Source organism: Glutamicibacter uratoxydans (assembly GCF_006539925.1).
GTDB classification, from domain to species: Bacteria; Actinomycetota; Actinomycetes; order Actinomycetales; family Micrococcaceae; genus Glutamicibacter; species Glutamicibacter uratoxydans.
This window is the reverse complement of record NZ_BJNY01000008.1, coordinates 130,083-152,491: the sequence shown is the minus strand read 5'-3', so window position 1 is coordinate 152,491 and position 22,409 is coordinate 130,083. Positions and strand designations below refer to the sequence as shown.

Below are 22,409 nucleotides of genomic sequence, written 5' to 3'. Positions count from 1 at the left end.
CAGTGAAGAAACTGATAGGTGAACCAAGAAGCCTCGGCGGCTGAATCGCATTGATGGCGGGTCGACTCCGCGTCGGCCGTGCGCCGCCGCAATGCCCTTGCCGCCCTGCTTCCCAAAGATCTGGCGGCGGTCAGTTCAAGGGCTCTAAATCAGGAAAACGCTGGTCGAGGTCCTCTTCATCCCACGGCTCCCCTTGAGGTTCGTCCATCGCTATGGTCGAGAGGATGTGCGGATAGTCGTTGTCCAAGCTCCTGCCATCGCTGGCCGAGGCATACGCATCTGCCGCGGCATACTGCATCCATTCCCCGCTGTCGCTGTCTCCCACGCTGGCTAGAAGGGAATCGCCCAGAACCAGAGGATCATCAGCGACTGCTTCGAAATAATCTTGTCCCTGTGCGACAGCCCAGCTGCGGAGGTACTCAAAGCAGTCATCCGAACATCCGCCATGGAGCACATAGGCGGCTCCCCATAAGTCACAGGTGTAGAGTTGCTGGTTCTTCCTGGCGAACTCGTCGTGGAACGCTGCTATCTGTTCGAAGCTTAGCTTGGAGAGAATTTCTTCCAATGCCATGGCCTGCTGCTCGACATCGCCCTTGGAAGCACTTCGGGACCGCTCAATGATCTCCCAAAAGTCTTCCGATTTCATCGGCGGCACAGCTTTTTCAACCGCCTGCGTCGGAGTATTGACAGCTGCCGCCGCGGGAGTTGGAGTACTCGCTGGTTCTGAGGCGCCGGCGCACGAAACCAGTCCGATAGCCACTGCGGCAAAAAGAGCTGCCATGGCGCCCTTCAGCTGGGGAATAGTGCGTCTGCCACCCATATGTTTCCTTAAAACTCAGGTCGACCACTTCTCATTAGGGGAGATCATATCCGCGGACGCCCTTCCCCTAACAGCCTTGCGTCACAGGGCAGCCGATCCGCGTCATTGAGACTGGCATCACACAATCGGGCGCATTGCAAGGCTGTTACGCGGAAAATTTCCACCCGCAACGAATAAGTCGTAACACCCGCAACCTTCCGAGCTAGCACTGCCTATAAGACCAGAAGGCCAAAACTCGAAAATTTGTGGTGGAACAGACGTGGGCAAGCTTCATGAATCTTCATGACCCCCGATTAAGACTTTTTGTGTCTCTTGGTGCATGACGAAAAGCGTCCTTTTAAGACGGGAGAAGAACCCTCGTGTACGACCAAGTCAGCACGCTCGCGCGGCTTCAGCCCGTCTTCCTAACGTGGAATCACCGACATCAACGGAACATCGTCGCCTCTCCCACAAGGAACCATCATGAAATTCTCCTCCGCTTCGCCACTGATCCGCCGCGGCACCCCGCTGGCCCTGTTGGCCGCCGGCGCACTGCTGTTTACCGGCTGCGCCCCAACGTCTCAGGCAGCCGAAGGCGACATCCACAATGTGACAGTTGGCACCGGCGAACTCTCGCCGGTCAACGACGTCATCTCCGAGGTAGCCAAGGAACACGGCATCAACGTTGAATGGCAGTCGTTCTCCGACTGGACCCTGCCCAACCAGGCCTTGGCGCATGGAGAATCGGATGTGAACGCCTTCCAGCATCTTGCGTTCTTATCGGCTTATAACGTCGCCGAGAACCAGGACCTCACCCCAGTAGGCTCCACCCAGATCACCACCTGGGGCATCTTCTCCGACAAGTACGATTCGGTGGATGCGATCCCGGACGGCGCAACCATTGCGATTCCCAATGATCCATCGAATTCCGCCCGCACGCTCTTCTTGCTGCAGCAGGCCGGGCTGATCACCCTGGCCAAGGATGTGGGCATCTACCCCACCGTGGACGACATCACGCAGAACTCCAAGAACCTGAAGTTCTCCCCGATCGTCGCCCAGCAGCTGGTCAACGTCTACAAGGATGTCGACGCGATTGTCGTGGGCACCGCCACCATCGATCAGGCGCTGTCCATTACGAAGGACAAGGCACTGGCCATCGACGACCCGAACGCCAAGTCTTCCCTCCCCTACGTCAACGTGGTGGCTGTGCGCGGTGAAGACGCCGATTCGGAGGTCTACCGCGAACTGGCGAAGTCGTGGAAGGATCCACGCGTGCTTGAAGCCATCAAAGAAGAGTCCAAGGACAACTCCATCGTGGTGGACATCCCGGTAGAACAGCTGCGCGAAACCTTGACCGAACTTGAAGACCTCGCTCGCGGCTTGGAGAAGTAGGGACAATGAAAAGCACTGTATTTTCTTCCCTCGCGCTTCTGGCAGCCGGATCGCTGCTGTTCACCGGATGCGCCTCAAGTTCCCAAGCCGCCGACGGCGAGCTCCAGTCGATTACAGTGGGCACCAGCGAACTGGGACCCGTGGAAGACACCATCGCGCAGGTAGCCAAGGAAAAGGGAATCAAGGTCGAATGGCAGTCGTTCTCCGACTGGACCCTGCCCAACCAGGCACTGGCCAACGGCGAATCGGATGTCAACGCATTCCAGCATCTGGCATTCCTTTCGGTCTTCAACACCGCTGAGCAGCAGGACATCACGCCCGTGGGATCCACCGTCATCACCACCATGGGCCTCTACTCCGATAAGTACGATTCAGTGGAATCGCTGCCCCAGAATGCCACGGTGGCAGTGTCAAACAACGCCTCGCATATGGCGCGCACCCTGTTCATGCTTGAGCAAGCCGGCCTGCTCAAGCTGGCCGAGAACGTGGGCATCTACCCCACCGTCGATGACATCATCGAGAACCCCAAAAACATCGTCTTCAAGCCGATTGTCGCCCAGCAGCTGGTGACGGTCTTCAAGGATGTCGACGCGATTGTGGTGGGTTCCACCACCATCGACCAGGCGCTGAGCATCCCCCGCGACCAGGCATTGGCCTTGGACGACGCCAATGCGGAATCTGCGTGGCCCTACGTGAATATCGTTGCCGTGCGCGGTGAAGACGCAGATTCGCAGCTCTACAAGCAGTTCGCCCAGACCTGGCAGGACCAGCGCGTCAAGGACGCTGTCGAAGCAGACTCCAAGGGCAATACCGTGGTGGTAGACGTCCCCGTAGAAAAGCTGCGCACCACGCTTGAAGAATTGGAAGAGGTGGCCCGTGGCCTCGAAAAGTAATGTCCTCGACCAGCCGGTCCAGCCTCTGAATGATGCAGCTGGACGTGATGAGATGATCCGCTTCGAGAACGTCTCAAAGATCTTCGACTCGCGCGGCGAACGCGTGCAGGCGCTAAAGGACGTGAACCTGTCCGTGGCCCGCGGAGACATCTTCGGCGTGGTCGGCTACTCCGGCGCTGGAAAATCCACACTGCTGCGCACCATCAATGGGCTGGAAATCCCCAGCACCGGCAAGGTGCTGGTGGACGGAGCCGACATCGGGGCGTTGAACGGGAAGCAGCTGAGCGCCGCACGCCAGAACATCGGCATGATCTTCCAGCAGTTCAACCTGCTGCTCTCGCGGAACATCTTCCAGAACATCGCCTACCCGCTGCGCCTTGCCGGCGTCTCCAAGGCCGAGACCAAGAAGCGCGTCTACGAACTGTTGGACTTCGTGGGCCTGGGCGACAAGGCCAAGGCCTACCCGGAGCAGCTGTCCGGCGGGCAGAAGCAGCGGGTGGGCATCGCCCGCGCGCTGGCCAACCGCCCGGCGGTGCTCATCTGCGACGAGGCCACCAGCGCGCTGGACCCGCAGACCACCGGCGAAGTGCTGGACCTGCTCAAGAAGGTGAACCGCGAGTACGGAATCACGATCCTGCTGATCACCCACGAAATGGATGTCATCCGCAAGATCTGCAACAAGGTGGCTGTCATGGAGGGCGGCACCGTGGTGGAGCACGGCGGGGTCTACGAGGTGTTTTCAGACCCGCAGGCGCCGGTGACCAGCCGCTTCGTCTCCTCGGTGCTCGACCACCGCCCGGGAACTGAGGCCATCGAGCATATTCGCAAAACCCACCGCGGCCAGCTGGTGCAGATCGAGGTCAAGGACGAAGGATCCTCCGATCCGTTCCTCTCGCGCATTGCCCGGAAACGCAATGTGGACTTCAACATCGTCTACGGCGGGGTCAACGAGCTGCAGTCGCGGGTCTTCGGCTCGCTGACGGTGGAGCTGCTGGGCAGCGGCCCCGATATTGAACTGGCACTGGACGACCTGGCACAGGTCGCCGAGATTCGAAAGGCAGGCTGACATGGGAACCACCAACTGGGAGCTGCTCTGGCCGAAGATCTGGACCGCCCTGCTGCAGACCCTGCAGATGGTCACCATCGCCATGGTGCTGGCATCGATCTTCGGAGTGCTGCTGGGGCTGGTGCTCTACAGCACCCGACCCGGGCACATCCTGGCCAACAAGTTCGTTTTCGCCCTGCTCAACGGCGTCATCAACGTGATCCGGCCGATCCCCTTCATCATCTTCATCGTCGCCATCGGCCCGCTGACCAGAGCTGTCATCGGAACCACCATCGGCACGAACGCCGCGATCTTTGCGCTGACCATCGTTGCGTCGCTGAGCATCGCGCGCATCGTGGAGAACAACCTGGTGGCAGTGGATCCCGGGGCCATCGAGGCGGGTAGGGCCATGGGCGCCCGCCCGCTGCGGATCCTGTTCACCATTGTGGTGCCTGAGGGGCTGGGCGCATTGATCCTGGGGCTGACCTACATGATGGTCGCGCTGATCGACGCCACCGCGGTGGCGGGCCTAGTGGGCGGCGGAGGGCTGGGCGATCTGGCCATGGTCTACGGCTACCAGCGCTTCGACTCCACCGTCATGCTGGTGATCATCGTGTTCCTGATCATTCTGGTGCAGCTGGCCCAGTACGGCGGCAATGCGCTCTCGCGCAAGATCCTGCGCCGCGGCTAGCAATCCAGGATGGCCGAGAGGACCTGTGCGGGGGCTGTGATCTTCCAGTTCATGGGAGAATTCCAGCATGAGCATGGAACGGATGTACCCGCGGGGCAGGCACAAGGACCGGAAGCGCGATGTCCTGCGCTCGCTGATCGTGGCACTGTCTCTGGTAGTCCTCTTCCTCACCGTCCCGCTCAGCAGGTTGGACCCAAGCCCCTGGTGGCTGGTCCTGCTGATCGTGGGCACCGCACTGGTGCTGCTCACAGCGCTGTTCCGGCTGATCAGGCGCGGCGCGGGCTTGTTCCGGCTGTTGAATCTGCTGATGACCGTGGTCATCGCCTTCGCCTTTGGCTTCTACACCATTTCGGTGCACATGCCAGGACAGTTCGAGGGCATTGACACCCGCATCGACGCCCTCTACTTCACGCTGACCACCATGACCACAACCGGTTACGGGGATATCCACCCCACCGGCCAGCTGGGGAAGGTCATGGTCTCGCTGGCGCTGGTGTTCGACGTGGTCTTCCTGGGCCTGATCGGCGGCGAGATCTCCCGCCATGCCTCCGAACTGCGCAGCAAAACCACGGGAAGTGAAAAATGAGCACCCTCAGCAAAGCCTTGGCCATTGCGCTCAAACCTCCGGCGACTGCCGTCATCACGGGCGCCGCGGCGGGAACCATCGCGCTGCTGACCTATCAGGGGATGCTGGCGCTGCAGCATCTGGTGTGGGCGCCGGCCGCCGACGGCTCCTTAGCCGGGCCGCTGCGCATCTTCCTGACCATCGTGCTGGGCGGCGTCCTGCTGCTCCTGCTCGCACGCATCGAAGCCTCCGAGTCCGTGGACCAGCTGCTGCGGGATGCCGAGCACCCGCGCAGCCGCTCGCGGCGCAAGATCTTGGTCACCGCGCTGGTCGCCATCGTCTCCGTCGCCTTTGGCGGAGCGATCGGCCCGGAGGCAGGCCTGCTGGCGGTGGTGGCCCAGTGCGCTGTCATCGTCTCCGGGTTCATCGCCCGCGATGAGGCGCAGGCGCGGGCGATCTCGCAGGCCGGCGCGGCAGGCGTCATTGGCGGGCTCTACGGTTCGCCTCCCGCCGCGGCCGCCATCACCGGCGACGGCGAAAGCCTTGCGCCGAGCCGGCTGATGTCCTTCGTCGCCGGCATTTCAGGATTCCTTGCATTCACCGGACTGTCCCGCTCGGTCTTCGGCTCCACCGGCCTGGCCGCCATCGAGCTGCCTGAACCGGGAAGCGGCAGCAGCTGGCTGCTGATCGTCCCGGTGCTTGTGGGCGTCGGCATGGGAGCCGCCTTCCGCTGGCTCCACCACGGCGCCGAAGCCCTCGCTGCCAAGATGTCCCGGCCCTGGGCGCCCATGGCGGCAGGCACCCTGCTCTTTGCCGGGCTGGCGGCGGCAGTTCCCCTGGTGATGTTCTCCGGACACCACGAAATGGCTGGCATCACCGACGCCCTCGCCGGCGGCGAAGCCGGAACCCTGTGGATCGTTGCCGGGTCGAAGATCCTTGCGGTGGTGCTGTGTCTGGCGGCCGGGTGGCGCGGCGGGGAGATCTTCCCTCTGGTCTTCGTCGGCGCTGCGGCCGGCGCCGCAACGGCGCTGATGCTGCCCGGCCTCGACCCCGCTTCAGCGATGGCGGCGGCCATGGCCGCAACGCTGGCCGTCGGCTGGCGCAGGCCGCTGGCCGCGCTGTTCGTGCTGGTGCTGGTCCTGGAATCCGGTCTGGCGCTGCCGCTGCTGCTGGGCATCGGCGTGGGCACCGTGATCGACAAGGTGTTCTTCAGTTCCCCGGAAGACAGCGTGAAGGCAGAGACTGCCTGAACTAGCTAGACGCTGCGATCAACTAGGGGTGTTGTCCAGATCGATGAGCAGCATCATGGCAGGCGGCTCAAAAGGATCGCTTCGCCGGCGCTGATCACTGCATCGTGCAGCTGCTGCGCGGTGAAGGCCTCGAAGCCTGGATCCAGGCTCGGTCCCAGGCAGGCACCGAGAAAACAGCTGACCGCCAGGCCCGCCTGGGCATCGGTGCGCCCGCCGGCAAGCATTTCACGTATGCGGCTGAACATCGACACCAGCTGCGGGTCGGCTTCAAGGATTCGAGAAGCCGCCGAATCAGCCATGATGACTTGGTAGGAGCGCGAGTTCGTGGCAATGCATTCGGCAAGCCCTGCGATGATCAGTTCGGCTTGCCCCGGGCCCGCTGGCAGTTTTTCTGCCTGCTGAACCGCCTTGTCCAGGATTGCCAGTCCGGGCTTGAGCGCTTCGAGCACAATATCGGCCTTGGCCTGAAAATGGTGGTAAACCGCGGCCTTGGTCACCCCTAGGGAATTGGCGATCTGCTGCAGCGACACGCCATCGATGCCATCGCGGGCAAATAGCTTCAGCGCCGCGTCGAGCACCCCCGAACGGCCAGGTGCCAAACGCTGTTTTTTGGGCTGCTGCCTTACGCTCATTCTTTGCATCCTTCCAGAGCTCAATCTTAGCCCGAGCCGCGCTGCTGGGCTAAGAAACAGTCCTGCCAGCCGGCGGCTGCCCGACGCGCAGGACAGTTGTGGAGCCAACTGGAAGGCTTTCAAAAACAGGGGCTTCATCTGCCCATTTACGCTGAGTCGCAGCTGCGGCCGCGGCTCGCCCCTAGACAAAACTAGCCGATTGGCTAGTATGGGTGAATTGGGGTATTTATAGTCCAGCCGTCCTTTCAGGGAGTTTCCTCATGACAGCAAAATCCGTACTTTCACCGGTAAAAATCAACCACAGCGAAGTTGACCTTCTTGTCATCGGTTCGGGCACAGGACTGGCCACCGCCCTGGCGGCTAAGGAACTGGGGCTCAACGTGGCAGTGGTCGAGAAGACCAAGTACGTCGGAGGTTCGACCGCTCGTTCCGGCGGCGCGTTCTGGATTCCGGCAAACCCAGTGCTGCAGCGCGATGGAGCCGTGGACTCGCCCGAACGCGGGGAGAAATACATCGAGGCGGTGGTTGCCGGGACAAGCCCTGCCGAACGCTGGAAAGCCTTCTTGGAGTTCGGCGATGAAACGGTCCGCATGCTTGAACGCATGACGCAGCTGAGCTTCTTCTGGGCCAAAGGCTACTCCGACTACCATCCCGAAAAACCAGGCGGCAGCGCCGCGGGCCGTTCAGTGGAAGCCCGCCCCTTTGACCTGAACAAGCTGGGCGAACAGCGCGGCAGATTCCAGCCTGCGACCATGGCCGCACCCCTGCCCATGCCAGTCACCGGCGCCGACTACAAATGGTTGAACCTCATTGCCAAGGCCCCGGTCAAGGCATTGCCTCGTGCGATCAAGCGCGTGATCCAGGGAATCGGCGGCCTGGCCCTCGGCCGCGACTACGGAGCAGGCGGCCAAGCCATCGCCGCCGGGATGTACGCCGGAGCTCTTGAGGCGGGAATCCCCGTATGGACCGAAGCGGCGCTGGTTGACCTGGAATCCAGCGATGGCGTGATTACCGCCGCCGTGCTGGAGCAGAATGGCGAACGCATTGCGGTGCGCGCCAAATACGGCGTCGTTTTGGCTGCCGGCGGATTCGACCACAACATGCCGATGCGGCGCCAGTACCAAAGCCCCTCGCTGGAACAGGACCTGAGCTTGGGCGCCACGGGCAACAGCGGCGACGCCATTGTCCTGGCCCAGAAGCTCAATGCCCAGCTGGCTGGAATGCAGCAGTCCTGGTGGTTCCCTGCGGTGGCGCCGCTGGAAGCCGAGGCCTCGCCGATGATCCTTTTGGCGGAGCGCTCCCTGCCTGGATCATTCATGGTTGATTCTTCGGGCAGGCGCTTCATCAACGAATCCACCGACTACATGAGCTTCGGGCAGGAGGTGCTGCGCCGCGAAGCTTCCGGCGACCCGGTCGGCGAAATGTGGCTGGTCTTCGACCAGACCTATCGCGACAGCTACATGTTCGCGGGCCAGGTGTTCCCCCGCATGGCGCTGCCGCAGTCCTGGTACGCGGCGGGCATCGCCCACAAGGCCGCAAGCATCGGCGAACTGGCCGCTGGAATGGGAGTCCCTGCCGAGGCCCTGGCCCGGAGCCTGCATGCCTTCAACGAGGCGGCAGGCACCGGCACCGACGACCAATTCGGCCGCGGCGCCTCCGCCTATGACCGCTACTACGGGGATCCAACGCAGACGCCTAATCCGAACCTGCGCCCGCTGGACGGCAAGGCCTACTATGCGGTCAAGGTCGTACTCTCGGACCTCGGCACCTGCGGCGGCATCTTGACCGATGGACACGGGCAGGCGTTGGACACCTCGGGCAATGTCATCGAGGGCCTCTACGCACAGGGCAACTCGGCGGCGAATATCTTCGGCGAGGTCTACCCGGGCGCCGGCGCCACAATCGGGCAGGGCCTTGTCTACGGAACCATCATCGCAACCCATGCGGCGCAGAAAGCCCAAGCACACAGCACTGCACAGCGCAGCAGCTAAGCGGCACCCTAGTGAAAGCCGAGCCGGTCCGGCTCGGCTTTCACCGCATCCGGAGCTGTCAGGCCAGTTCCGGCGCAGGCCTGTCCTGGTCTCGGACGCCCGAGGCTTCGATCAGGACCACCAAGACGATCATCAGGCCGGCCGCGCTGAGCACCGAGGCCACGGCGATGGTGACATCCGAACTGGTGGTCGGGGTGAAGTAGGGCAGCAGCAGGCAGGCTCCGATCAGCAGGGCGACCGCCAAAAATGCCCACTTGTAGATTCCGCGCAGGCAGTGGCGCAGGATCAGCGACCATACGCCAAGCAGGAAGATGGCCACCGGGATGGTCAGCGTGGCTACCGCCACCGTGGAGGACAGCCCGGAGCTCCCGGCTTCGTGGTCCAGCAGGACCTTCACCCCGGCGGAGAACGCTCCGGCGGCAGCGAAGACGAAGTAGTGTCCATAGCCGAAGACCATCGGCGCCTTGCGCTTCTGCAGCCACACGCTGGCATCCGAGGAGAAGTACACCCACCACAGTCCGGCGGCGAGGATGAATCCGCCCACGCCCAGCAGCGAGAACTGCAATAGCTGCGAGGCGTTTTCAAAGGCATTGGCCGCGGCGGCGGTGGAGGCGAGCACCGATTCGCCCAGGACGATCAGGGTGAAGGAGCCGTAGCGGTCGGCAATGTGCTCGGGGTGCCACGGGGTCTGCCCGGCCCGCTCGGCGAACAGCGGGACCGAAATTTCGCAGAGCACCAGGAAGAAGAACACCGGCACGGCGAACTGCGCTGGCACCAGCGGATAGCAGATCCACAAGACCTGGACTATGGGGATGCAGACCGCGTAGCGCAGGGCTGTGCGCTTCAGCCCCGGGTGGCTTCGCGAAGCCCTGATCCATTGCGCCACCAGGGCGAGCCTCATGACCACATACCCGGCGATGATGATCCGGTAGTCGCCGCTGGTCATGGCCGCGGTGGTGCCTACCGCGAGCACCACAACCCCTGCCATCTGCGTCAGGGCAAGCACCCGGTACAGCCAGTCGTCGGCGTCGAAGGCGCTGGCGAACCACGTAAAGTTCATCCATGCCCACCACACCGCGAAGAACACCATCAGATAGGACAGCATTCCGCCGCCGATATCCGAGTGGGTTTCGGCGGTCACCAGCTGGGCCGAAGCCAGCGACACCGAGACCGCAAAGATCAGGTCGAAGAAGAGCTCCAGGGGGCTGGAAGAGCGGAAGACCTCGGCGGGGTCTCGCGGCCGCATGCGCTTCACGCGCAGCTTGCGGGAGGCGTAGATTTCTTCGTTTGGCACGGTTTCCTCGACTCGCTGAAAAACACAGGGGGTACTGGAAAATACTAGCGCCGGGCCGCCGCTTGGGCTCAAGTGTGCCGGCAGGCCGAGGACAGGCGGATAGCCAAGGGGCCGGGGCCTCCGCGCGGATTGTTCCGCAGGCAGCCACCGGCCCCTTAGTCTCGTGCTTCGCTTAGGCGTCGCCCACCAGCACGTCTTCGGCGATTTCCTCACGGCTCTCGTGGGCCTTGCCGATGTGGCTGAGCTTGTGCCCGGCGAGCAGCAGAACCACGATGGCGACAAGCACTGCGCCCGCGCCCAGCCAGTACGGCGAGGCAGGGCCTGCGGCCGCAGCCAGCGGACCGGCAACTGCCGGGGCGATTGCGCCGCCCAGGAAGCGGACGCCCGAGTAGGTGCTGGATGCGACGTTGCGCGGCAGGTCGGTGGCTTCCATGACCGCCTCGGTCAGGGCGGTGTTCATGACGCCGAGCACCAGGCCGGCGACGATAACCAGCACGATCAGCACGGTGAGCTGTGCGTGGAAGACTGCCATCAGGCCCAGGAGCACCGTCAGGGTGCCGAGCATGGTGAACAGCACCGGACGCAGGCCGAACTTGCGGGTTGCCGGTGGGGCCGCGAAGACCGAGGTCAGGGCCAGGGCCAGGCCCCAGCCGAAGAAGACGTAGCCCAGTTCGGTGGCGCCGAATTCAAGGCCGGCGGCCTTGGCGGCGGCTTCCAGCGGGAAGGGCGTGTAGGCCAGCAGTATGAAGAAGCCGAAGTTGTAGAACACCGCGGTGACCGACAGGGCCAGCAGCGCCGGGTTGCGCAGGGCCTTGAAGCTGGAAGATAGCGAGACATTGGCGGGAGCCGGAGCATCCTTGGGAAGCTTCAGGAATCCGATAATTGCCACCAGGGCAATGGCCATGAGCACCGCGGTGCCGAAGAATGGGCCGCGCCAGGACAGCGTGCCCAGCACGCCGCCGACCAGCGGTCCTACCGCCATGCCGATGCCCAGGGCAGCTTCATAGAGCACGATGGCCTGACCGCTGCCGCCGCTGGCCGCGCCGACGATGGCCGCCAGGGCGGTGGAGATGAACAGCGCGTTGCCCAGGCCCCAGCCTGCGCGGAAGCCCAGGATCTCGTTGACATTCGAGCTGGCGCCGGCGAGCGCCGCGAAGGCGACGATCAGCACCAGGCCGATGATCAGGGTCTTCTTCACGCCGATGCGGCCGGAGACCCAGCTGGTGAAGAACATCGCGATGCCGGTGATGAACAGGTAGCTGGTGAACAGCAGCATGGTCTGCGACTGCGTGGCTTCCAGTGCGCGGCTAATGGCCGGCAGGATCGGATCCACCAGGCCGATGCCCATGAAGGAGACCATGCAGGCAAAGGCGATGGCCCATACCGAGCTGGGCTGCTTGAGCAGCGAGGGTTGTTTGGCTTCAGTTTGTGTCATTCGGTAATACTCTTTTTCGCGCTTGCGTGATGATTTTCGTTCAATGCGTGTTCCTGCAGCTGCTGCGCCACCTGCTCCAGAACGCTGACGGCGTCGGCCAGCATGTTCCGCTGTTCCGCGTCGAGGTGGACCATGGCCTCGTTCAGGGCGTCGGCCGCCCGGCGCCGGTAGGCGTGGACCTGTTCAAGACCCTGGGCAGTGAGTTCGGCTAGGGAGGCCCGATGGTCGGCGGGGTCTGCCGTCTTGCGGACGAGCCCTTCGTTGTCCAGGCGCTGCACCATGGAGGTCATGGTCGGCTGGGCGATGCGCTCCCCCGCCGCCAGGTCGCCGATCCTCCGCGGGCCGTGGTCTGCCAGCGTGCCGAGCACCCGCCAGGCGGATACCGAGCGGCCCTGGCCGACAATCCGGCCCAAATATCTGGAGATGGATCCGGAAATGCGCGAGACGCTGGCCGCCGTGTCATCGGTGACCTGTGCCTGCATCTCGTATTCCATAGCTCCACTATACAATTAAATGCATAGAGTTGCTATGCATTTAATTATGATCTGGCAGACGTTCCAGCGCCCCGCATTGGCGTCACAGTGCACCGCGAGCTATCGGAATGCACTATTAGTGCAGTATTCTGCATTTGTGGATGCACCAACCGAACTGCTTGCCCGCGCCATCGGCGCGCGCGTCAAACACGAGCGCCTGGCCAGGCAATGGACCCTTGACCAGCTGGCCGCCAATGCGCAGCTCAGCCGCCGGATGCTCGTCAACGTCGAACAGGGAACAGTCAACCCCAGCGTCGGCACCCTGCTGCGCCTGAGCGACGCTTTGGGCGTGGGGCTTCCGGCGCTCGTGGAGCCGCCGCGCAGCAAGCCGGCCAAGCTCACCCGCAAGGGCGGGGGCACCACGCTGTGGAGCGGCGAGCACGGCGGAACCGGGGTGCTGCTGGGCGGCACCCGCTCCCCCAACGTCGTCGAACTGTGGGACTGGAGAATGAACCCGGGCGAAGAACACCACATTGACCCGCACTCCGCCGGCACCGAGGAGCTGCTGCAGGTCATCGCCGGCCAGCTCACGGTGCAGGTGGGCGCCGAAACCTATGAGCTGAACGAATCCGACGCCCTGTGCTTTGCCGGGGACATCTTCCATTCCTATGCCAACGCCTCCGCGGCCCCGGCGCGCTTCAGCCTCGCAGTCTACGAGCCGGGCGTGGGTGAGGACTCGTGAGGCGGCGCATTGCCAGCCTGCCGCCGTGGACCCTTGCGGTGGCGGCGATGCTCTCCATCCAATTCGCCAACGCGCTCTCGGTGGGCGTGCTGCGCGAGGTCGGCCCGGCAGGCACCGCCTGGCTGCGCATGTGCTTCGGCGCGGCATTCCTGTGGATGATCGCCAGGCCTCAGTTCAGCTCGATTAGCCGCAAGGACCTGCCGGCGCTGCTCATCCTGGGCGTGGCCACCGGATTCATGACCACCTTCTTCCTCGGCGCGGTGCAGCGCATCGACCTGGGCACCGCGGTGGCCATCGAGTTCCTGGGCCCGCTGGCGGTGGCAGGCATCATGAGCAAGAACCGCGCGGCGCTGCTCTGGCCGGGGCTGGCGCTGTGCGGCGTGGTGCTGCTGACCGAGCCCTGGGCCGGGAAGATCGATCTGGCCGGCGTCGGGTTGGCTCTGCTTTCCGGGGTCTGCTGGGGGCTGTACAACGTGTACACCCAGCGGGTGGGCGACCGCTTCTCCGGGATCAGCGGGCTGTCGCTGACCATCCCGATCGCCGCCATCGCCACCGCCCCGGTGGGCTTGCCGCAGGTCATCCACGGAAACCTCCTCTGGTGGGTGCTTCTGGCGGCCGCTGGCATTGCGCTGATCACCCCGGTGATCGCCTTCGGCCTTGAAATGCTGGCGCTGCGCCGCATGAACCACACGGCCTTTGGCACGCTGCTGTCCATCGAACCTGCTTTCGGCGTGCTCATGGGCCTGCTGGTGCTCGGCCAGTCTCCCGCCGCGCTGCAGCTGCTGGGCATCGCTATTGTTGTCACTGCCGGGGCCGCCGCCCAGCGCGGCGGCGCACGCGCCGATCCGCAGGGCCCCGAAGAAATCATTGAGCATCCAATTCCCGAGAACCCGACCCAGGAAAGAGGCTGAACCCCATGACACCAGCAGCACTGATCACCGGAGCCACCGGAGGCATCGGCAGGGCGATCGCAGACATCCTCGCCCCCACCCACCGCCTCTACCTGCTGGGCCGCAATGCAGAAGCGCTGGCCCAGCTGGCCGAAGGATATCCGCAGGCAGAGGTCTTGGAGGCGGATTTGAACTCGCCGGCCGGCGCTGCCGGGCTGGGCCAGGAGATCGAGCGCCTCGACGTGCTAGTGCACAGCGCCGGGGTGCTGCGCATGGGCGGCGTGGAGCAGACCGTGCAGGCCGACTGGGAGGAAAGCTTCCAAGTCAACGTGCTGGCCCCGGTGGTGCTGACCCGTGCGCTGCTGCCGGCCCTGCGCACCGCGGGCGGACACGTCTTCATGATCAACTCCGGGCTGGGGCTGCGCACCATTGCAGGCTCCGGACCCTACAGCGCCAGCAAATTCGCCATGAAGGCCTTCGCCGACGCGCTGCGTCTGGAAGAAGCCGAACACGGAGTCAAGGTCACCTCCATCCACCCGGGCCGGGTGGGCACCGCCATGCAGGCCCAGCTGCACGCCTGGGAAAACAAGGAGTACGACGCCGAGGCCTGGGTGCGCCCCGAACAGGTAGCGCAGACGCTGCTCACCGCGCTGACCCTGGGCGATGCGGCCAACCTGGATTCCATCAGCATCAACCCTGCCCCGCGCAAGCCATGAGCCTATTCGCCGGGCTGTCAGCCTTCCCGCTGACTCCGCTGAACCGAGACCGGATCGACGAGCGGTCGTTCGCCGCGCTGGTCCAGCGGCTGCAAGCCGCCGGGGTGGATTCGATCACTGCGCTGGGCTCCACCGGCTCCTATGCCTACTTGGACGGGGCCGAACGCGACCGCGTCGCGGCGCTGGCCGTCGAGCATGCAGGCGGCATCCCGGTCTTCGTCGGTGTGGGCGAACTGCGCACCTCGCGAATGCTGGCGCGCATCGACGGGGCGCAGGCGGCCGGAGCCAGCGGCATCATGCTTGCCCCGCTGGGCTACCAAAAGCTCAATGACCAGGAAGTCTTTGAACTCTTCGCCGCGGCCAGCACGCACAGCGAGCTGCCGATCATCCTCTACGACAACCCGGGCACCACGCACTTTGCCTTCACCCCTCAGCTCTACACGCGCATTGCCCAGTTGCCGAACATCGCCTCGATCAAGATCCCCGGAGTGCCGGCAGAACCCGCAGCGGCGCTCGGGCACGTGCGCCGACTGCGCTCTGTGCTGCCTGCTCGGGTCACCCTGGGCGTCTCCGGGGACCAGTTCGGAGCCGCCGGACTGCTGGCAGGATGCGAGGCCTGGTACTCGGTCATCGGCGGAACCCTGCCGCGGCTGGCACTGTCCCTAGCCCGGCTGGCCACGTCGGGCCAGGCAGATGCGGCACTGGCCGAATCGCGGCGCCTTGCCCCGCTGTGGGAGCAGTTTGCGCGCTTCGGCAGCCTGCGCGTCACGGCGGCGATCGCCGAACAGCTGGGCTTGGTGCCGGAGAACTGCCTGCCGCTGCCGGTCCAAGGACTTGATGCACGCCAGCGGACGGAGCTTGCACGGGTCGTGGCCCAGCTGGGCCTCGCCGAATAGCCGCTGTGGAATACTGGGCAGGTGCCCAATGACTACTGGCCCCTGGCAGATCTCCAGCTGCGCACCAAGCGCCTCACGCTGCTGGTTCCGACCGGCGCCCAGCTTCTTGAGGTCGCCGCGGTGGCGGCCCGCGGCGTGCACCGGCCCGGCGAACATCCGTTCCTGACCCCGTGGACCGAGCTGCCGGCGGAGCAGCGGGCGCGCCATGTCCTGCAGCAGCACTGGAGCCGGGCGGGCGCCTGGAGCCCTCAGCGGTGGGCCCTTGAATTCGCAGTGTACCGCCAGGACGAGCCACTGGGCATGGCGGTGCTCAAGGCAACCGACTTCGCCGTCACACGTGAGGTGAAAACCGAATCCTGGCTAGGGCTGGAACACCAAGGCCAAGGCTACGGCACCGAGGCCCGCAGCGCACTGCTGCACCTGGCGTTCACCGGCCTGGGCGCCGAATATGCACTCACCGAGGTCTTCCGCGACAACGCGGCCTCGCAGGCGGTCTCGAAAAAGCTCGGATACCGCAAGGACGGGATCAGCCGTGATGTGCTGCACGGCCAAGCTGTCATCTCAGACCGGCTGCGGCTGGCAGCCGCCGGCTTTGCCGCGGTGGACGCACCGGCGGCGAGCATCCACGGGCTGGTGCAGTGCCTGCCATTCTTCCTCGGCCCGCAGGACCCGGCGAGCGCATGATCCTGGCGCTGGACGAGCTCATCCGGGCGCCTTTTGACGCCGCAGGGATCTTCTCATTTTTCGCGGCCCGCGCCGTCCCCGGGGTGGAGAGCGTCCAGCTGGGCGATCCGCGCCGGCTGCGCTATGCCAGAACGCTGCGCCTGCCCGGCGGGCCGAGCGCCTGCGAAATCACCGCATTGCAGGTGCCCGAAGGAAGCAGGCTGCAGGTCCGCCTGGAACTGGCCGCCGCGGAAGACGAAGCCCTAGCGCTGTGGCTGGTCCGCCGGCTGCTGGACCTTGACGCGCCGGCCGAGCAGATCGACGCTGAGCTGGCCGAGGCTGGGCTGGCCGACGCGGTGCGCCGGACTCCCGGCATCCGGGTGCCCGGCGCCGTGGACCCGCAGGAGATCGTGATCCGCGCGATCATCGGCCAGCAGATCTCAGTCAAGGCCGCCACCACACACCTTGGCAGGCTCAGCGCCGCGGTGTCCACCGTCTGCACTTCGCGCTTTGCCGGGCTGGACAGGCTCTTTCCCGACGCCGGGCAGATTGCCGGCGGCGTGCCGGTGCCGGACGCCCACGAGGCGCTCGACCCGGACCGCGTGCTGCGCCTGCCGCGCCGGTCCATTGCGGCGGTGGCGGGAACTGCACGGGCGCTGGAGCTCGGAGAGCTGCAGGTGGGCTTCGGCTCCGATCCTGCCGCGCTGCGGGCGGCGCTGCTGGATACGGCAGGCATCGGCCCATGGACCGCCGCCTATATCGGGATGCGGGTGCTCGGCGACGCGGATGCCTGGCTGCCAAGAGACGTGGCACTGGCGTCCGGTGCCGCCAGGCTGGGACTGATTGACCGGCAGCTGGGCGCGGCGCAGCGGCACCGGGTGCTGGAAGAGTACGCACAGCGCTGGGCGCCATGGCGCTCCTACGCTGCAATGCACCTGTGGCAGGCGGCGGGCACCCTAGAATAATCCGCAGGAGGAACCAGTGAATAAACCAAGCAGCACCGCGGAACGGATCGAATCCCGGTCCACCACCTGGGCAGTGATTGCCTTCGCGGTCAGCATGGCGGCCGTCGCGGCGCTGTTCGGGCCGGCGCGCAGGCCGCTGGCAGGAGCCGAGTCCCTGGGCTCGATGGCCGCCTGGTTTGCCACGGTGTTCACCGGCCTGGGCTTCGCCGCCTCCTATTATCTGGAATCCAGGCACAACCCGCAGCATTGGCGCGAGTCGCTGCCGTGGATCAAGCGCTGCCTCGACTTGGTCGCGCTGGCGGCCGCCATCATGATGCTCTGCCACCTGCTCATCGTCGCGGTCTCCTATCTGTTCCAGATCGGTTTTGTGGGCCTTGACGTGGACCGCTACGGCGGTGCGGTGCTGGCCGCCGGCACCACCGCCGCGATGACCTACATCGGCGTGCAGTCCGGGTCCCGGGTGAACTCGCAGTCCATTGCCCAGGTGGCCATCGCCACCGCCTTCGTCGGCACCATGGCCAGCATGATCGCCGCACCGGACCAGGCCTGGTGGGAATGGCATTTCTCGGCGCTGGGCAACAGCGATTCAGCCTCCGGCGCACGCTTCAACCTCACCTTGACGGTCACCGGGCTGGCCGTCACGGCGCTGGCGAACTACGTCGGCCATGACCTGTCCCAGGGGATGGACCAGCGCGGGGCGGCCGACAAGAAGCTCGTCACGCTGCTCAGCTGGCTGCTGGCAGGCATCGGGCTGTGCATGATGGGCGTCGGGTTGGTTCCCGATGCGCAGAACACCCCGGTGCACGTGGGCTTCGCCTCCGGCATGGTGCTGCTCTTCGCCGTGTTCTCCTACTTCCTGATGCGCCGCGTCCCCGGAATCCCCAAGGACTTCATGATCTTCTCCGGAATCGTCGTGGCGGCCGTCGTGGTCTCCGTGCTGCTGTGGGTGCCCATCGGCTACTACAACCTGACGGGCATGGAATTCGTCGCCGCCGGGTTCCTGTTCTCCTGGCTGATCGTCTTTGTGCGCACCGCCGCGGCCTACGGCCGGGAAGCCCAGCCCGGAAGCTAGGTCATCTGCCGGCACAATGTTGCGGCCAGCCCCCGGTGCGCCGATAGGCTTTCGAGGCAGGAGCAGCCAATTGACCAAGGAATGACAGTGCGCAGAATCAACCTCGGGCGCGGCCTGGAAACCACCATCCAGGGCTTCGGCGCCATGTCCTTCAGCGGCACCTACGGCGCCGCCGAGGATGCGCAGTCGCTGCGCACCCTGCACCACGTCATCGATTCGGGAGTCACCTTCCTGGACACCGCGAATGTCTACGGCAACGGCCACAACGAAACGCTGCTGGCCCAGGTGCTCAAAACCCGCCGCCGCGAGGTAGTCCTTGCCACCAAGGCGGGGATCGTGCGGCCCAAGAACCCGAATGAACCGCGCGCCAACGGAGATCCCGCGTTCATCAAGCGCTGCCTGGATGAAAGCCTGCAGCGTTTGGGCGTGGAGGAGATCGACCTGTACTACTACCACCGGGTGGATGCGCGGGTGCCCATCGAGGAGACCGTCGGCGCCTACGCCGACCTGGTGCAGGCAGGCAAGATCAGGCACATCGGCCTCTCCGAAGTCACCAGCGGCGAGCTGCGCCGGGCCGCCGCGGTGCACCCGATCACCGCAGTCCAGATGGAATACTCGATCTTCAGCCGCGACATCGAGTCCCACCTGCTGCCCGCCGCCCGGGAGCTCGGCGTGGGGCTGGTGCCCTATGCGTCGCTGGGCCGCGGCTTCTTCACCGGCCAGGCTGATTCACTGGAGCAGCTGGAGCCGGAGGATTTGCGCAGGCACTTCCCGCGCTTCGCCCCGGAGCACGTCGCCGCCAACATCGCGCTGCGCCGGCAGATCGACGCGGTAGCCGCCGCCGAAGGCATCAGCACCGCCCAGGCATCGCTGGCCTGGGTCTACGAGAAGGCGCGCGCCTTCGGCCTGGCGGTGTCCCCGATCCCCGGCACCCGCTACGCCGAACACGTCGACGACAATCTCGCGGCCGCCAGCATCGAGCTCTCCGCGCAGTCGGTCAAGGAGCTGGACGCGCTCGCCGGCCAGGTGTCCGGCGAGCGCCAGCAGGACATCTACTCGGTGTCCAAGGGCCGCGAAGAGCTGCAGCTGGCTGGGGAATCAGCCCCAGAACTGCGCTAGGCCAGCGGCTGCCTGCCGGCCCTGGCGGAAGCCCTCACGGGCGGCCGCCGGGCGCAGCGACAGGTCCATCGCCTTGGCGCCCATATACGGCTGGGCCTTTTCATCCGGGAGCAGCACCTGCACCTGGCTGCCCTCCGAGCGCAGCCGCCGCACCTGGGCTGTCAGCGCCGTGCCCCAGGATTCGGGGTGCAGGCTGCGCCCGCCCAGCGGCGAGAGCACCAGCACCCTGACATAGCCGCTGGCCAGATCCGCATTCTCGTTGCACCGGTAGCCTCCGTCAATGTATGCCTTGCCGCCAATCCAGTAGGGCAGGGAGCTGGAGCAGCTAGCGGCCACCGCGTCGGCCAGGGCCACCGCGCTGTTGTTTCCGAAGACCGCCGGCTCCCCCGCGGTGGCGTCCACGGCGGCCAGCATGATCTTGCGGTGTTCGGGCCACTGCGCCCCGGGGAACCTCGCCTCCACGATGCCACGCCAGCGCGTGCTGAATTCAAGGTCTCTGGCCCCGGGGAGTTCAAGCGCCGCGGCGCTCATTGCCCGGTGCAGCTGCCGTATGTCGCTGCAGAAGTCGATGATGCGCTGGATCCTGGCCAGGTGCTCCGTCGTCCGGCCGCCGCCGGCAGGCTTGCGCGGAGCCTGCATTCCAGCAGGAGTTTGGATCGCCGCTTCATAGAGCTCTTCGGCGCTGGATCCCGCTAGCTGCGCCGCGGCGGTGGCGCCTGCGGAAGTGCCCACGGTGAGCTCTGACTGGCTGACGTCCAGGCCGGCAGATTCCAGCCCAGCGATGACGCCGATCAGCCATGCGTTGCCGGTGGATCCGCCGCCGCCCAGGACCAGGGCGCGGTGGTTGACGGGGAAAAGTGAAGTGTTCATGGCATTGCCCTTCGATGAAGAATCTTCGGGCGCCGAGGCGCAGCTGCTAGTCTGCGCGGTTCGGGTAGGCGGCGCCCGCTGTCGGTACTGCAGACATCGGGCATCACCTCCAAAAATCGCTGCGCGGATTGCCGCGCAGAAAAAGTGTACCTCGTGAGCTGGCGGCTTGCAGCCCTGTTCCATACAGTCGAAACTGGTAGGGGATCCAGCCGCAGGCTTCGAAGGGACGGCATAGTTTATGAAAATCGCGTTGGCTCAGGTGCTCAGTACTGCAGATCCGCAGCGGAATCTTGCCATCATCCGCGACCATGCCAAGCAGGCGGCCGCCGCCGGCGCGTCGCTGGTGGTGTTTCCGGAGGCGATGCAGGTGGCCTTCGGCAATCCCGTGGCCAAGTTCGCCGAACCGGTCAACGCGCGCTGGGCTGGAATCGTCAGGCAGCAGGCCCGGGACCTGGGCATCACGATCGTGGCCGGCATGTTCACGCCCGGCGAGGACGGCCGGGTGCGCAACACCCTCTTGGCCACCGGCCAGGGCGTCGACGCCCACTACGACAAGATCCACCTCTTCGACGCCTTCGGCTACCTCGAATCGGATGCTGTCACGCCCGGGGACGCCCCCGTGCAGTTCGAGCTCGAAGGCAGCACCATCGGCTTGGGCATCTGCTATGACCTGCGGTTCCCGAACTTGTTTATCGCCAACGCCAAGGCCGGGGCCGCAATCAACATCATCAGCGCTTCCTGGGGCGCCGGCGAAGGCAAAGTCGAGCAGTGGACGACGCTGGCCCAGGCCCGCGCCCTGGATACCACCACCTTCGTGATTGCCGTGGGGCAGGCAGATCCCGAAAGCGTCGGCCGTCAGGCGGCTGGAACGACGCCCCTGGGGGTGGGCCATTCGCTGGCAGTCGATCCGCTGGGCAGGATCATCGCTCAGGCTGGAGCCGCCCCTGAACTACTCATCGTCGACCTGGACCTGGACCTGGTGGAACAGGCCAGGGAAAAGCTGCCGGTGTTAAAGAATATGGTGGAGCTCTAGTTCACTCCGGGGTTCTGGGCCCCGAGCCATTCAAGGATCTGCTCCCAGGCTTTTTCTCCCACGCCGCGGCGCATCAGCCCATGGTGGCCGATGCTCGGCACGCCCAGCTCCTGCGGGGTGGCGGTGCGCCGCTGCACCGAGGCGGCAGTCAGATGCCCGGTGAGCTGGTCCATCTGCGCCGGCGAGGCCCAGGGGTCGTCGCTGGCGCCCAGCGCCAGCACCGGCACCGTCATCTTGGCCGCGCGGGCGGCGGCCTGCATGCCCGGGTCGTCAAAGAAGTAGTGCTTTTTGGCGGTCCAGCGGCTCCATTCAAGCATGGCCGCCGTGGGGATATCTTCACCCAGGCCCAACCGGCGGCCCGGCATATATCCGGCGATCAGGCTGGCCGCCGGCCCGATCAGGTTCAGGATCAGCATCACGCGCAGCCTCTCGGGCAGCGATTCGATGGTGCGGATGGCCGCAACATGGCTGGCAATGACCACCGCGCCGGAGAGCCTTTGGGTGCCGTAGTTGAGCACCAGCGCATGCCCGCCCACACTGTGGCCCAGCGCGAACTGCGCCAGCTGCGGGTATTGCTCGCCGGCCCATTCCGCCACCGCGTCAACGTCCTGCCGGATCCAGTCGCTCATGCCGATGGCCCGGTGCTCCGCCGGCGATCCAGACGCCCCGGTGCCGCGGTAGTCGTAGGTGAGCACCACATAGCCGCGGCGTGCGGCGTATTCGGCAAATCCACGGTAGAAGCCCTGCGGGGTTGCCGTGGCCGAGTGCACGATCAGCACTCCCACTGCCCTGTCCGCCGGCTCGTAGACCGTGGCGGCCACCGAATCCTTCGCGGTGATCAGGATGCGAACGCTCTTCCCCAGAATTGTTGATAGGCCCATGGCTCCACACTAGCCACAAGTTACTGGCGGGTAAATAACATGTCAGCGCTTTACGTAGTTTCCGGTGCAACGCCAGCGGGACCCGCAGGCTGTGCCTGCGGG

At 65.2% G+C, this 22,409-nt stretch carries 23 protein-coding genes; 16 read left to right on the top strand and 7 right to left on the bottom strand.

The window, feature by feature from the left end; all coding sequences use genetic code 11:
* Nucleotides 1-130 precede the first annotated feature (130 nt).
* Nucleotides 131-820, bottom strand: a complete 690-nt coding sequence (locus AUR04nite_RS08380) for a DUF4240 domain-containing protein (protein WP_141363875.1) — start codon at nt 818-820, stop codon at nt 131-133.
* A gap of 462 nt (nt 821-1,282) precedes the next feature.
* Between AUR04nite_RS08380 and AUR04nite_RS08375 the strand changes: the two genes are divergently transcribed.
* From AUR04nite_RS08375 to AUR04nite_RS08350, 6 genes are all read left to right on the top strand, one after another.
* A complete protein-coding gene (locus AUR04nite_RS08375) occupies nt 1,283-2,191 on the top strand; it encodes a MetQ/NlpA family ABC transporter substrate-binding protein (RefSeq protein ID WP_141363873.1) in 909 nt (302 codons plus the stop codon).
* Between the two features lie 5 nt (nt 2,192-2,196).
* Nucleotides 2,197-3,084 (top strand): MetQ/NlpA family ABC transporter substrate-binding protein, encoded by an 888-nt coding sequence (locus AUR04nite_RS08370; RefSeq protein ID WP_141363871.1) that lies wholly within the window; start codon nt 2,197-2,199, stop codon nt 3,082-3,084.
* A 52-nt stretch (nt 3,085-3,136) separates the two neighbouring features.
* The gene (locus AUR04nite_RS08365) at nt 3,137-4,150 is read left to right on the top strand and encodes a methionine ABC transporter ATP-binding protein (RefSeq protein WP_141363993.1); all 1,014 of its coding nucleotides are present in this window, start codon (nt 3,137-3,139) and stop codon (nt 4,148-4,150) included.
* Between the two features lies 1 nt (nt 4,151).
* Nucleotides 4,152-4,820 carry a methionine ABC transporter permease gene (locus tag AUR04nite_RS08360; protein WP_141363869.1) on the top strand — a complete coding sequence of 223 codons (669 nt, stop codon included), beginning with the start codon at nt 4,152-4,154 and terminating at the stop codon, nt 4,818-4,820.
* Nucleotides 4,821-4,887: 67 nt separating this feature from the next.
* Nucleotides 4,888-5,406, top strand: a complete 519-nt coding sequence (locus AUR04nite_RS08355) for an ion channel (RefSeq protein WP_141363867.1) — start codon at nt 4,888-4,890, stop codon at nt 5,404-5,406.
* A complete protein-coding gene (locus AUR04nite_RS08350) occupies nt 5,403-6,635 on the top strand; it encodes a chloride channel protein (RefSeq protein WP_141363865.1) in 1,233 nt (410 codons plus the stop codon). Before AUR04nite_RS08355 ends, AUR04nite_RS08350 begins: the two co-directional genes overlap by 4 nt.
* A 53-nt stretch (nt 6,636-6,688) precedes the next feature.
* Here the strand turns inward: AUR04nite_RS08350 and AUR04nite_RS08345 are convergent, their stop codons facing one another.
* On the bottom strand, nt 6,689-7,267 hold the full coding sequence (locus tag AUR04nite_RS08345) for a TetR/AcrR family transcriptional regulator (RefSeq protein ID WP_170184143.1): 579 nt from the start codon (nt 7,265-7,267) through the stop codon (nt 6,689-6,691).
* 260 nt (nt 7,268-7,527) lie between these two features.
* Here AUR04nite_RS08345 and AUR04nite_RS08340 point away from each other — a divergent pair, with 260 nt between their 5' ends.
* Complete coding sequence (locus AUR04nite_RS08340; protein ID WP_141363860.1) at nt 7,528-9,258, top strand: 3-ketosteroid-delta-1-dehydrogenase; 1,731 nt, start codon at nt 7,528-7,530, stop codon at nt 9,256-9,258.
* A gap of 58 nt (nt 9,259-9,316) precedes the next feature.
* Here the strand turns inward: AUR04nite_RS08340 and AUR04nite_RS08335 are convergent, their stop codons facing one another.
* From AUR04nite_RS08335 to AUR04nite_RS08325, 3 genes are all read right to left on the bottom strand, one after another.
* Nucleotides 9,317-10,552 (bottom strand): low temperature requirement protein A, encoded by a 1,236-nt coding sequence (locus tag AUR04nite_RS08335; protein ID WP_246055455.1) that lies wholly within the window; start codon nt 10,550-10,552, stop codon nt 9,317-9,319.
* Between the two features lie 172 nt (nt 10,553-10,724).
* Nucleotides 10,725-11,987 (bottom strand): MFS transporter, encoded by a 1,263-nt coding sequence (locus AUR04nite_RS08330; protein ID WP_141363858.1) that lies wholly within the window; start codon nt 11,985-11,987, stop codon nt 10,725-10,727.
* Nucleotides 11,984-12,481, bottom strand: a complete 498-nt coding sequence (locus tag AUR04nite_RS08325) for a MarR family winged helix-turn-helix transcriptional regulator (RefSeq protein ID WP_141363856.1) — start codon at nt 12,479-12,481, stop codon at nt 11,984-11,986. Before AUR04nite_RS08325 ends, AUR04nite_RS08330 begins: the two co-directional genes overlap by 4 nt.
* Nucleotides 12,482-12,617: 136 nt before the next feature.
* Between AUR04nite_RS08325 and AUR04nite_RS08320 the strand changes: the two genes are divergently transcribed.
* The 8 genes from AUR04nite_RS08320 (at nt 12,618) to AUR04nite_RS08285 (ending at nt 19,523) form a co-directional block, all read left to right on the top strand.
* Nucleotides 12,618-13,202, top strand: coding sequence for a helix-turn-helix domain-containing protein (locus AUR04nite_RS08320; RefSeq protein WP_141363854.1), 585 nt, complete (start codon nt 12,618-12,620; stop codon nt 13,200-13,202).
* Nucleotides 13,199-14,113, top strand: coding sequence for an EamA family transporter (locus AUR04nite_RS08315; protein WP_307723228.1), 915 nt, complete (start codon nt 13,199-13,201; stop codon nt 14,111-14,113). The genes AUR04nite_RS08320 and AUR04nite_RS08315 overlap by 4 nt, the downstream gene beginning before the upstream one ends.
* A 5-nt stretch (nt 14,114-14,118) precedes the next feature.
* A complete protein-coding gene (locus tag AUR04nite_RS08310) occupies nt 14,119-14,808 on the top strand; it encodes an SDR family oxidoreductase (protein WP_141363852.1) in 690 nt (229 codons plus the stop codon).
* Nucleotides 14,805-15,704 carry a dihydrodipicolinate synthase family protein gene (locus AUR04nite_RS08305; protein ID WP_141363850.1) on the top strand — a complete coding sequence of 300 codons (900 nt, stop codon included), beginning with the start codon at nt 14,805-14,807 and terminating at the stop codon, nt 15,702-15,704. Before AUR04nite_RS08310 ends, AUR04nite_RS08305 begins: the two co-directional genes overlap by 4 nt.
* Before the next feature lie 21 nt (nt 15,705-15,725).
* Nucleotides 15,726-16,388, top strand: a complete 663-nt coding sequence (locus AUR04nite_RS08300) for a GNAT family N-acetyltransferase (protein ID WP_141363848.1) — start codon at nt 15,726-15,728, stop codon at nt 16,386-16,388.
* Nucleotides 16,343-17,332 carry a DNA-3-methyladenine glycosylase family protein gene (locus AUR04nite_RS08295; RefSeq protein ID WP_170184142.1) on the top strand — a complete coding sequence of 330 codons (990 nt, stop codon included), beginning with the start codon at nt 16,343-16,345 and terminating at the stop codon, nt 17,330-17,332. Before AUR04nite_RS08300 ends, AUR04nite_RS08295 begins: the two co-directional genes overlap by 46 nt.
* Before the next feature lie 16 nt (nt 17,333-17,348).
* A complete protein-coding gene (locus AUR04nite_RS08290; protein WP_141363844.1) occupies nt 17,349-18,404 on the top strand; it encodes a DUF998 domain-containing protein in 1,056 nt (351 codons plus the stop codon).
* Between the two features lie 81 nt (nt 18,405-18,485).
* The gene (locus tag AUR04nite_RS08285) at nt 18,486-19,523 is read left to right on the top strand and encodes an aldo/keto reductase (RefSeq protein ID WP_141363842.1); all 1,038 of its coding nucleotides are present in this window, start codon (nt 18,486-18,488) and stop codon (nt 19,521-19,523) included.
* Here AUR04nite_RS08285 and AUR04nite_RS08280 read toward each other — a convergent pair.
* Entirely contained in the window at nt 19,503-20,393 is an 891-nt protein-coding gene (locus tag AUR04nite_RS08280; RefSeq protein WP_141363840.1) for a patatin-like phospholipase family protein, read from the bottom strand. The genes AUR04nite_RS08285 and AUR04nite_RS08280 overlap by 21 nt on opposite strands.
* 238 nt (nt 20,394-20,631) lie before the next feature.
* Between AUR04nite_RS08280 and AUR04nite_RS08275 the strand changes: the two genes are divergently transcribed.
* Nucleotides 20,632-21,426: a carbon-nitrogen hydrolase family protein gene (locus tag AUR04nite_RS08275; protein WP_141363838.1), complete on the top strand. Its 795-nt coding sequence runs from the start codon at nt 20,632-20,634 to the stop codon at nt 21,424-21,426.
* Here the strand turns inward: AUR04nite_RS08275 and AUR04nite_RS08270 are convergent.
* The gene (locus AUR04nite_RS08270) at nt 21,423-22,307 is read right to left on the bottom strand and encodes an alpha/beta hydrolase family protein (protein ID WP_141363836.1); all 885 of its coding nucleotides are present in this window, start codon (nt 22,305-22,307) and stop codon (nt 21,423-21,425) included. The genes AUR04nite_RS08275 and AUR04nite_RS08270 overlap by 4 nt on opposite strands.
* Nucleotides 22,308-22,409: the final 102 nt, after the last annotated feature.

What these genes read in the sequence shown, in the direction of transcription:
- AUR04nite_RS08325 (WP_141363856.1), bottom strand. Translation starts at nt 12,481, where the DNA reads ATGGAATACGAGATGCAGGCACAGGTCACCGATGACACGGCGGCCAGC.
- AUR04nite_RS08365 (WP_141363993.1), top strand. Translation starts at nt 3,137, where the DNA reads ATGATCCGCTTCGAGAACGTCTCAAAGATCTTCGACTCGCGCGGCGAA.
- AUR04nite_RS08280 (WP_141363840.1), bottom strand. Translation starts at nt 20,393, where the DNA reads ATGAACACTTCACTTTTCCCCGTCAACCACCGCGCCCTGGTCCTGGGC.
- AUR04nite_RS08355 (WP_141363867.1), top strand. Translation starts at nt 4,888, where the DNA reads ATGAGCATGGAACGGATGTACCCGCGGGGCAGGCACAAGGACCGGAAG.
- AUR04nite_RS08285 (WP_141363842.1), top strand. Translation starts at nt 18,486, where the DNA reads ATGACAGTGCGCAGAATCAACCTCGGGCGCGGCCTGGAAACCACCATC.
- AUR04nite_RS08275 (WP_141363838.1), top strand. Translation starts at nt 20,632, where the DNA reads ATGAAAATCGCGTTGGCTCAGGTGCTCAGTACTGCAGATCCGCAGCGG.
- AUR04nite_RS08370 (WP_141363871.1), top strand. Translation starts at nt 2,197, where the DNA reads ATGAAAAGCACTGTATTTTCTTCCCTCGCGCTTCTGGCAGCCGGATCG.
- AUR04nite_RS08350 (WP_141363865.1), top strand. Translation starts at nt 5,403, where the DNA reads ATGAGCACCCTCAGCAAAGCCTTGGCCATTGCGCTCAAACCTCCGGCG.
- AUR04nite_RS08305 (WP_141363850.1), top strand. Translation starts at nt 14,805, where the DNA reads ATGAGCCTATTCGCCGGGCTGTCAGCCTTCCCGCTGACTCCGCTGAAC.
- AUR04nite_RS08340 (WP_141363860.1), top strand. Translation starts at nt 7,528, where the DNA reads ATGACAGCAAAATCCGTACTTTCACCGGTAAAAATCAACCACAGCGAA.
- AUR04nite_RS08345 (WP_170184143.1), bottom strand. Translation starts at nt 7,267, where the DNA reads ATGAGCGTAAGGCAGCAGCCCAAAAAACAGCGTTTGGCACCTGGCCGT.
- AUR04nite_RS08330 (WP_141363858.1), bottom strand. Translation starts at nt 11,987, where the DNA reads ATGACACAAACTGAAGCCAAACAACCCTCGCTGCTCAAGCAGCCCAGC.
- AUR04nite_RS08375 (WP_141363873.1), top strand. Translation starts at nt 1,283, where the DNA reads ATGAAATTCTCCTCCGCTTCGCCACTGATCCGCCGCGGCACCCCGCTG.
- AUR04nite_RS08380 (WP_141363875.1), bottom strand. Translation starts at nt 820, where the DNA reads ATGGGTGGCAGACGCACTATTCCCCAGCTGAAGGGCGCCATGGCAGCT.
- AUR04nite_RS08360 (WP_141363869.1), top strand. Translation starts at nt 4,152, where the DNA reads ATGGGAACCACCAACTGGGAGCTGCTCTGGCCGAAGATCTGGACCGCC.
- AUR04nite_RS08310 (WP_141363852.1), top strand. Translation starts at nt 14,119, where the DNA reads ATGACACCAGCAGCACTGATCACCGGAGCCACCGGAGGCATCGGCAGG.
- AUR04nite_RS08270 (WP_141363836.1), bottom strand. Translation starts at nt 22,307, where the DNA reads ATGGGCCTATCAACAATTCTGGGGAAGAGCGTTCGCATCCTGATCACC.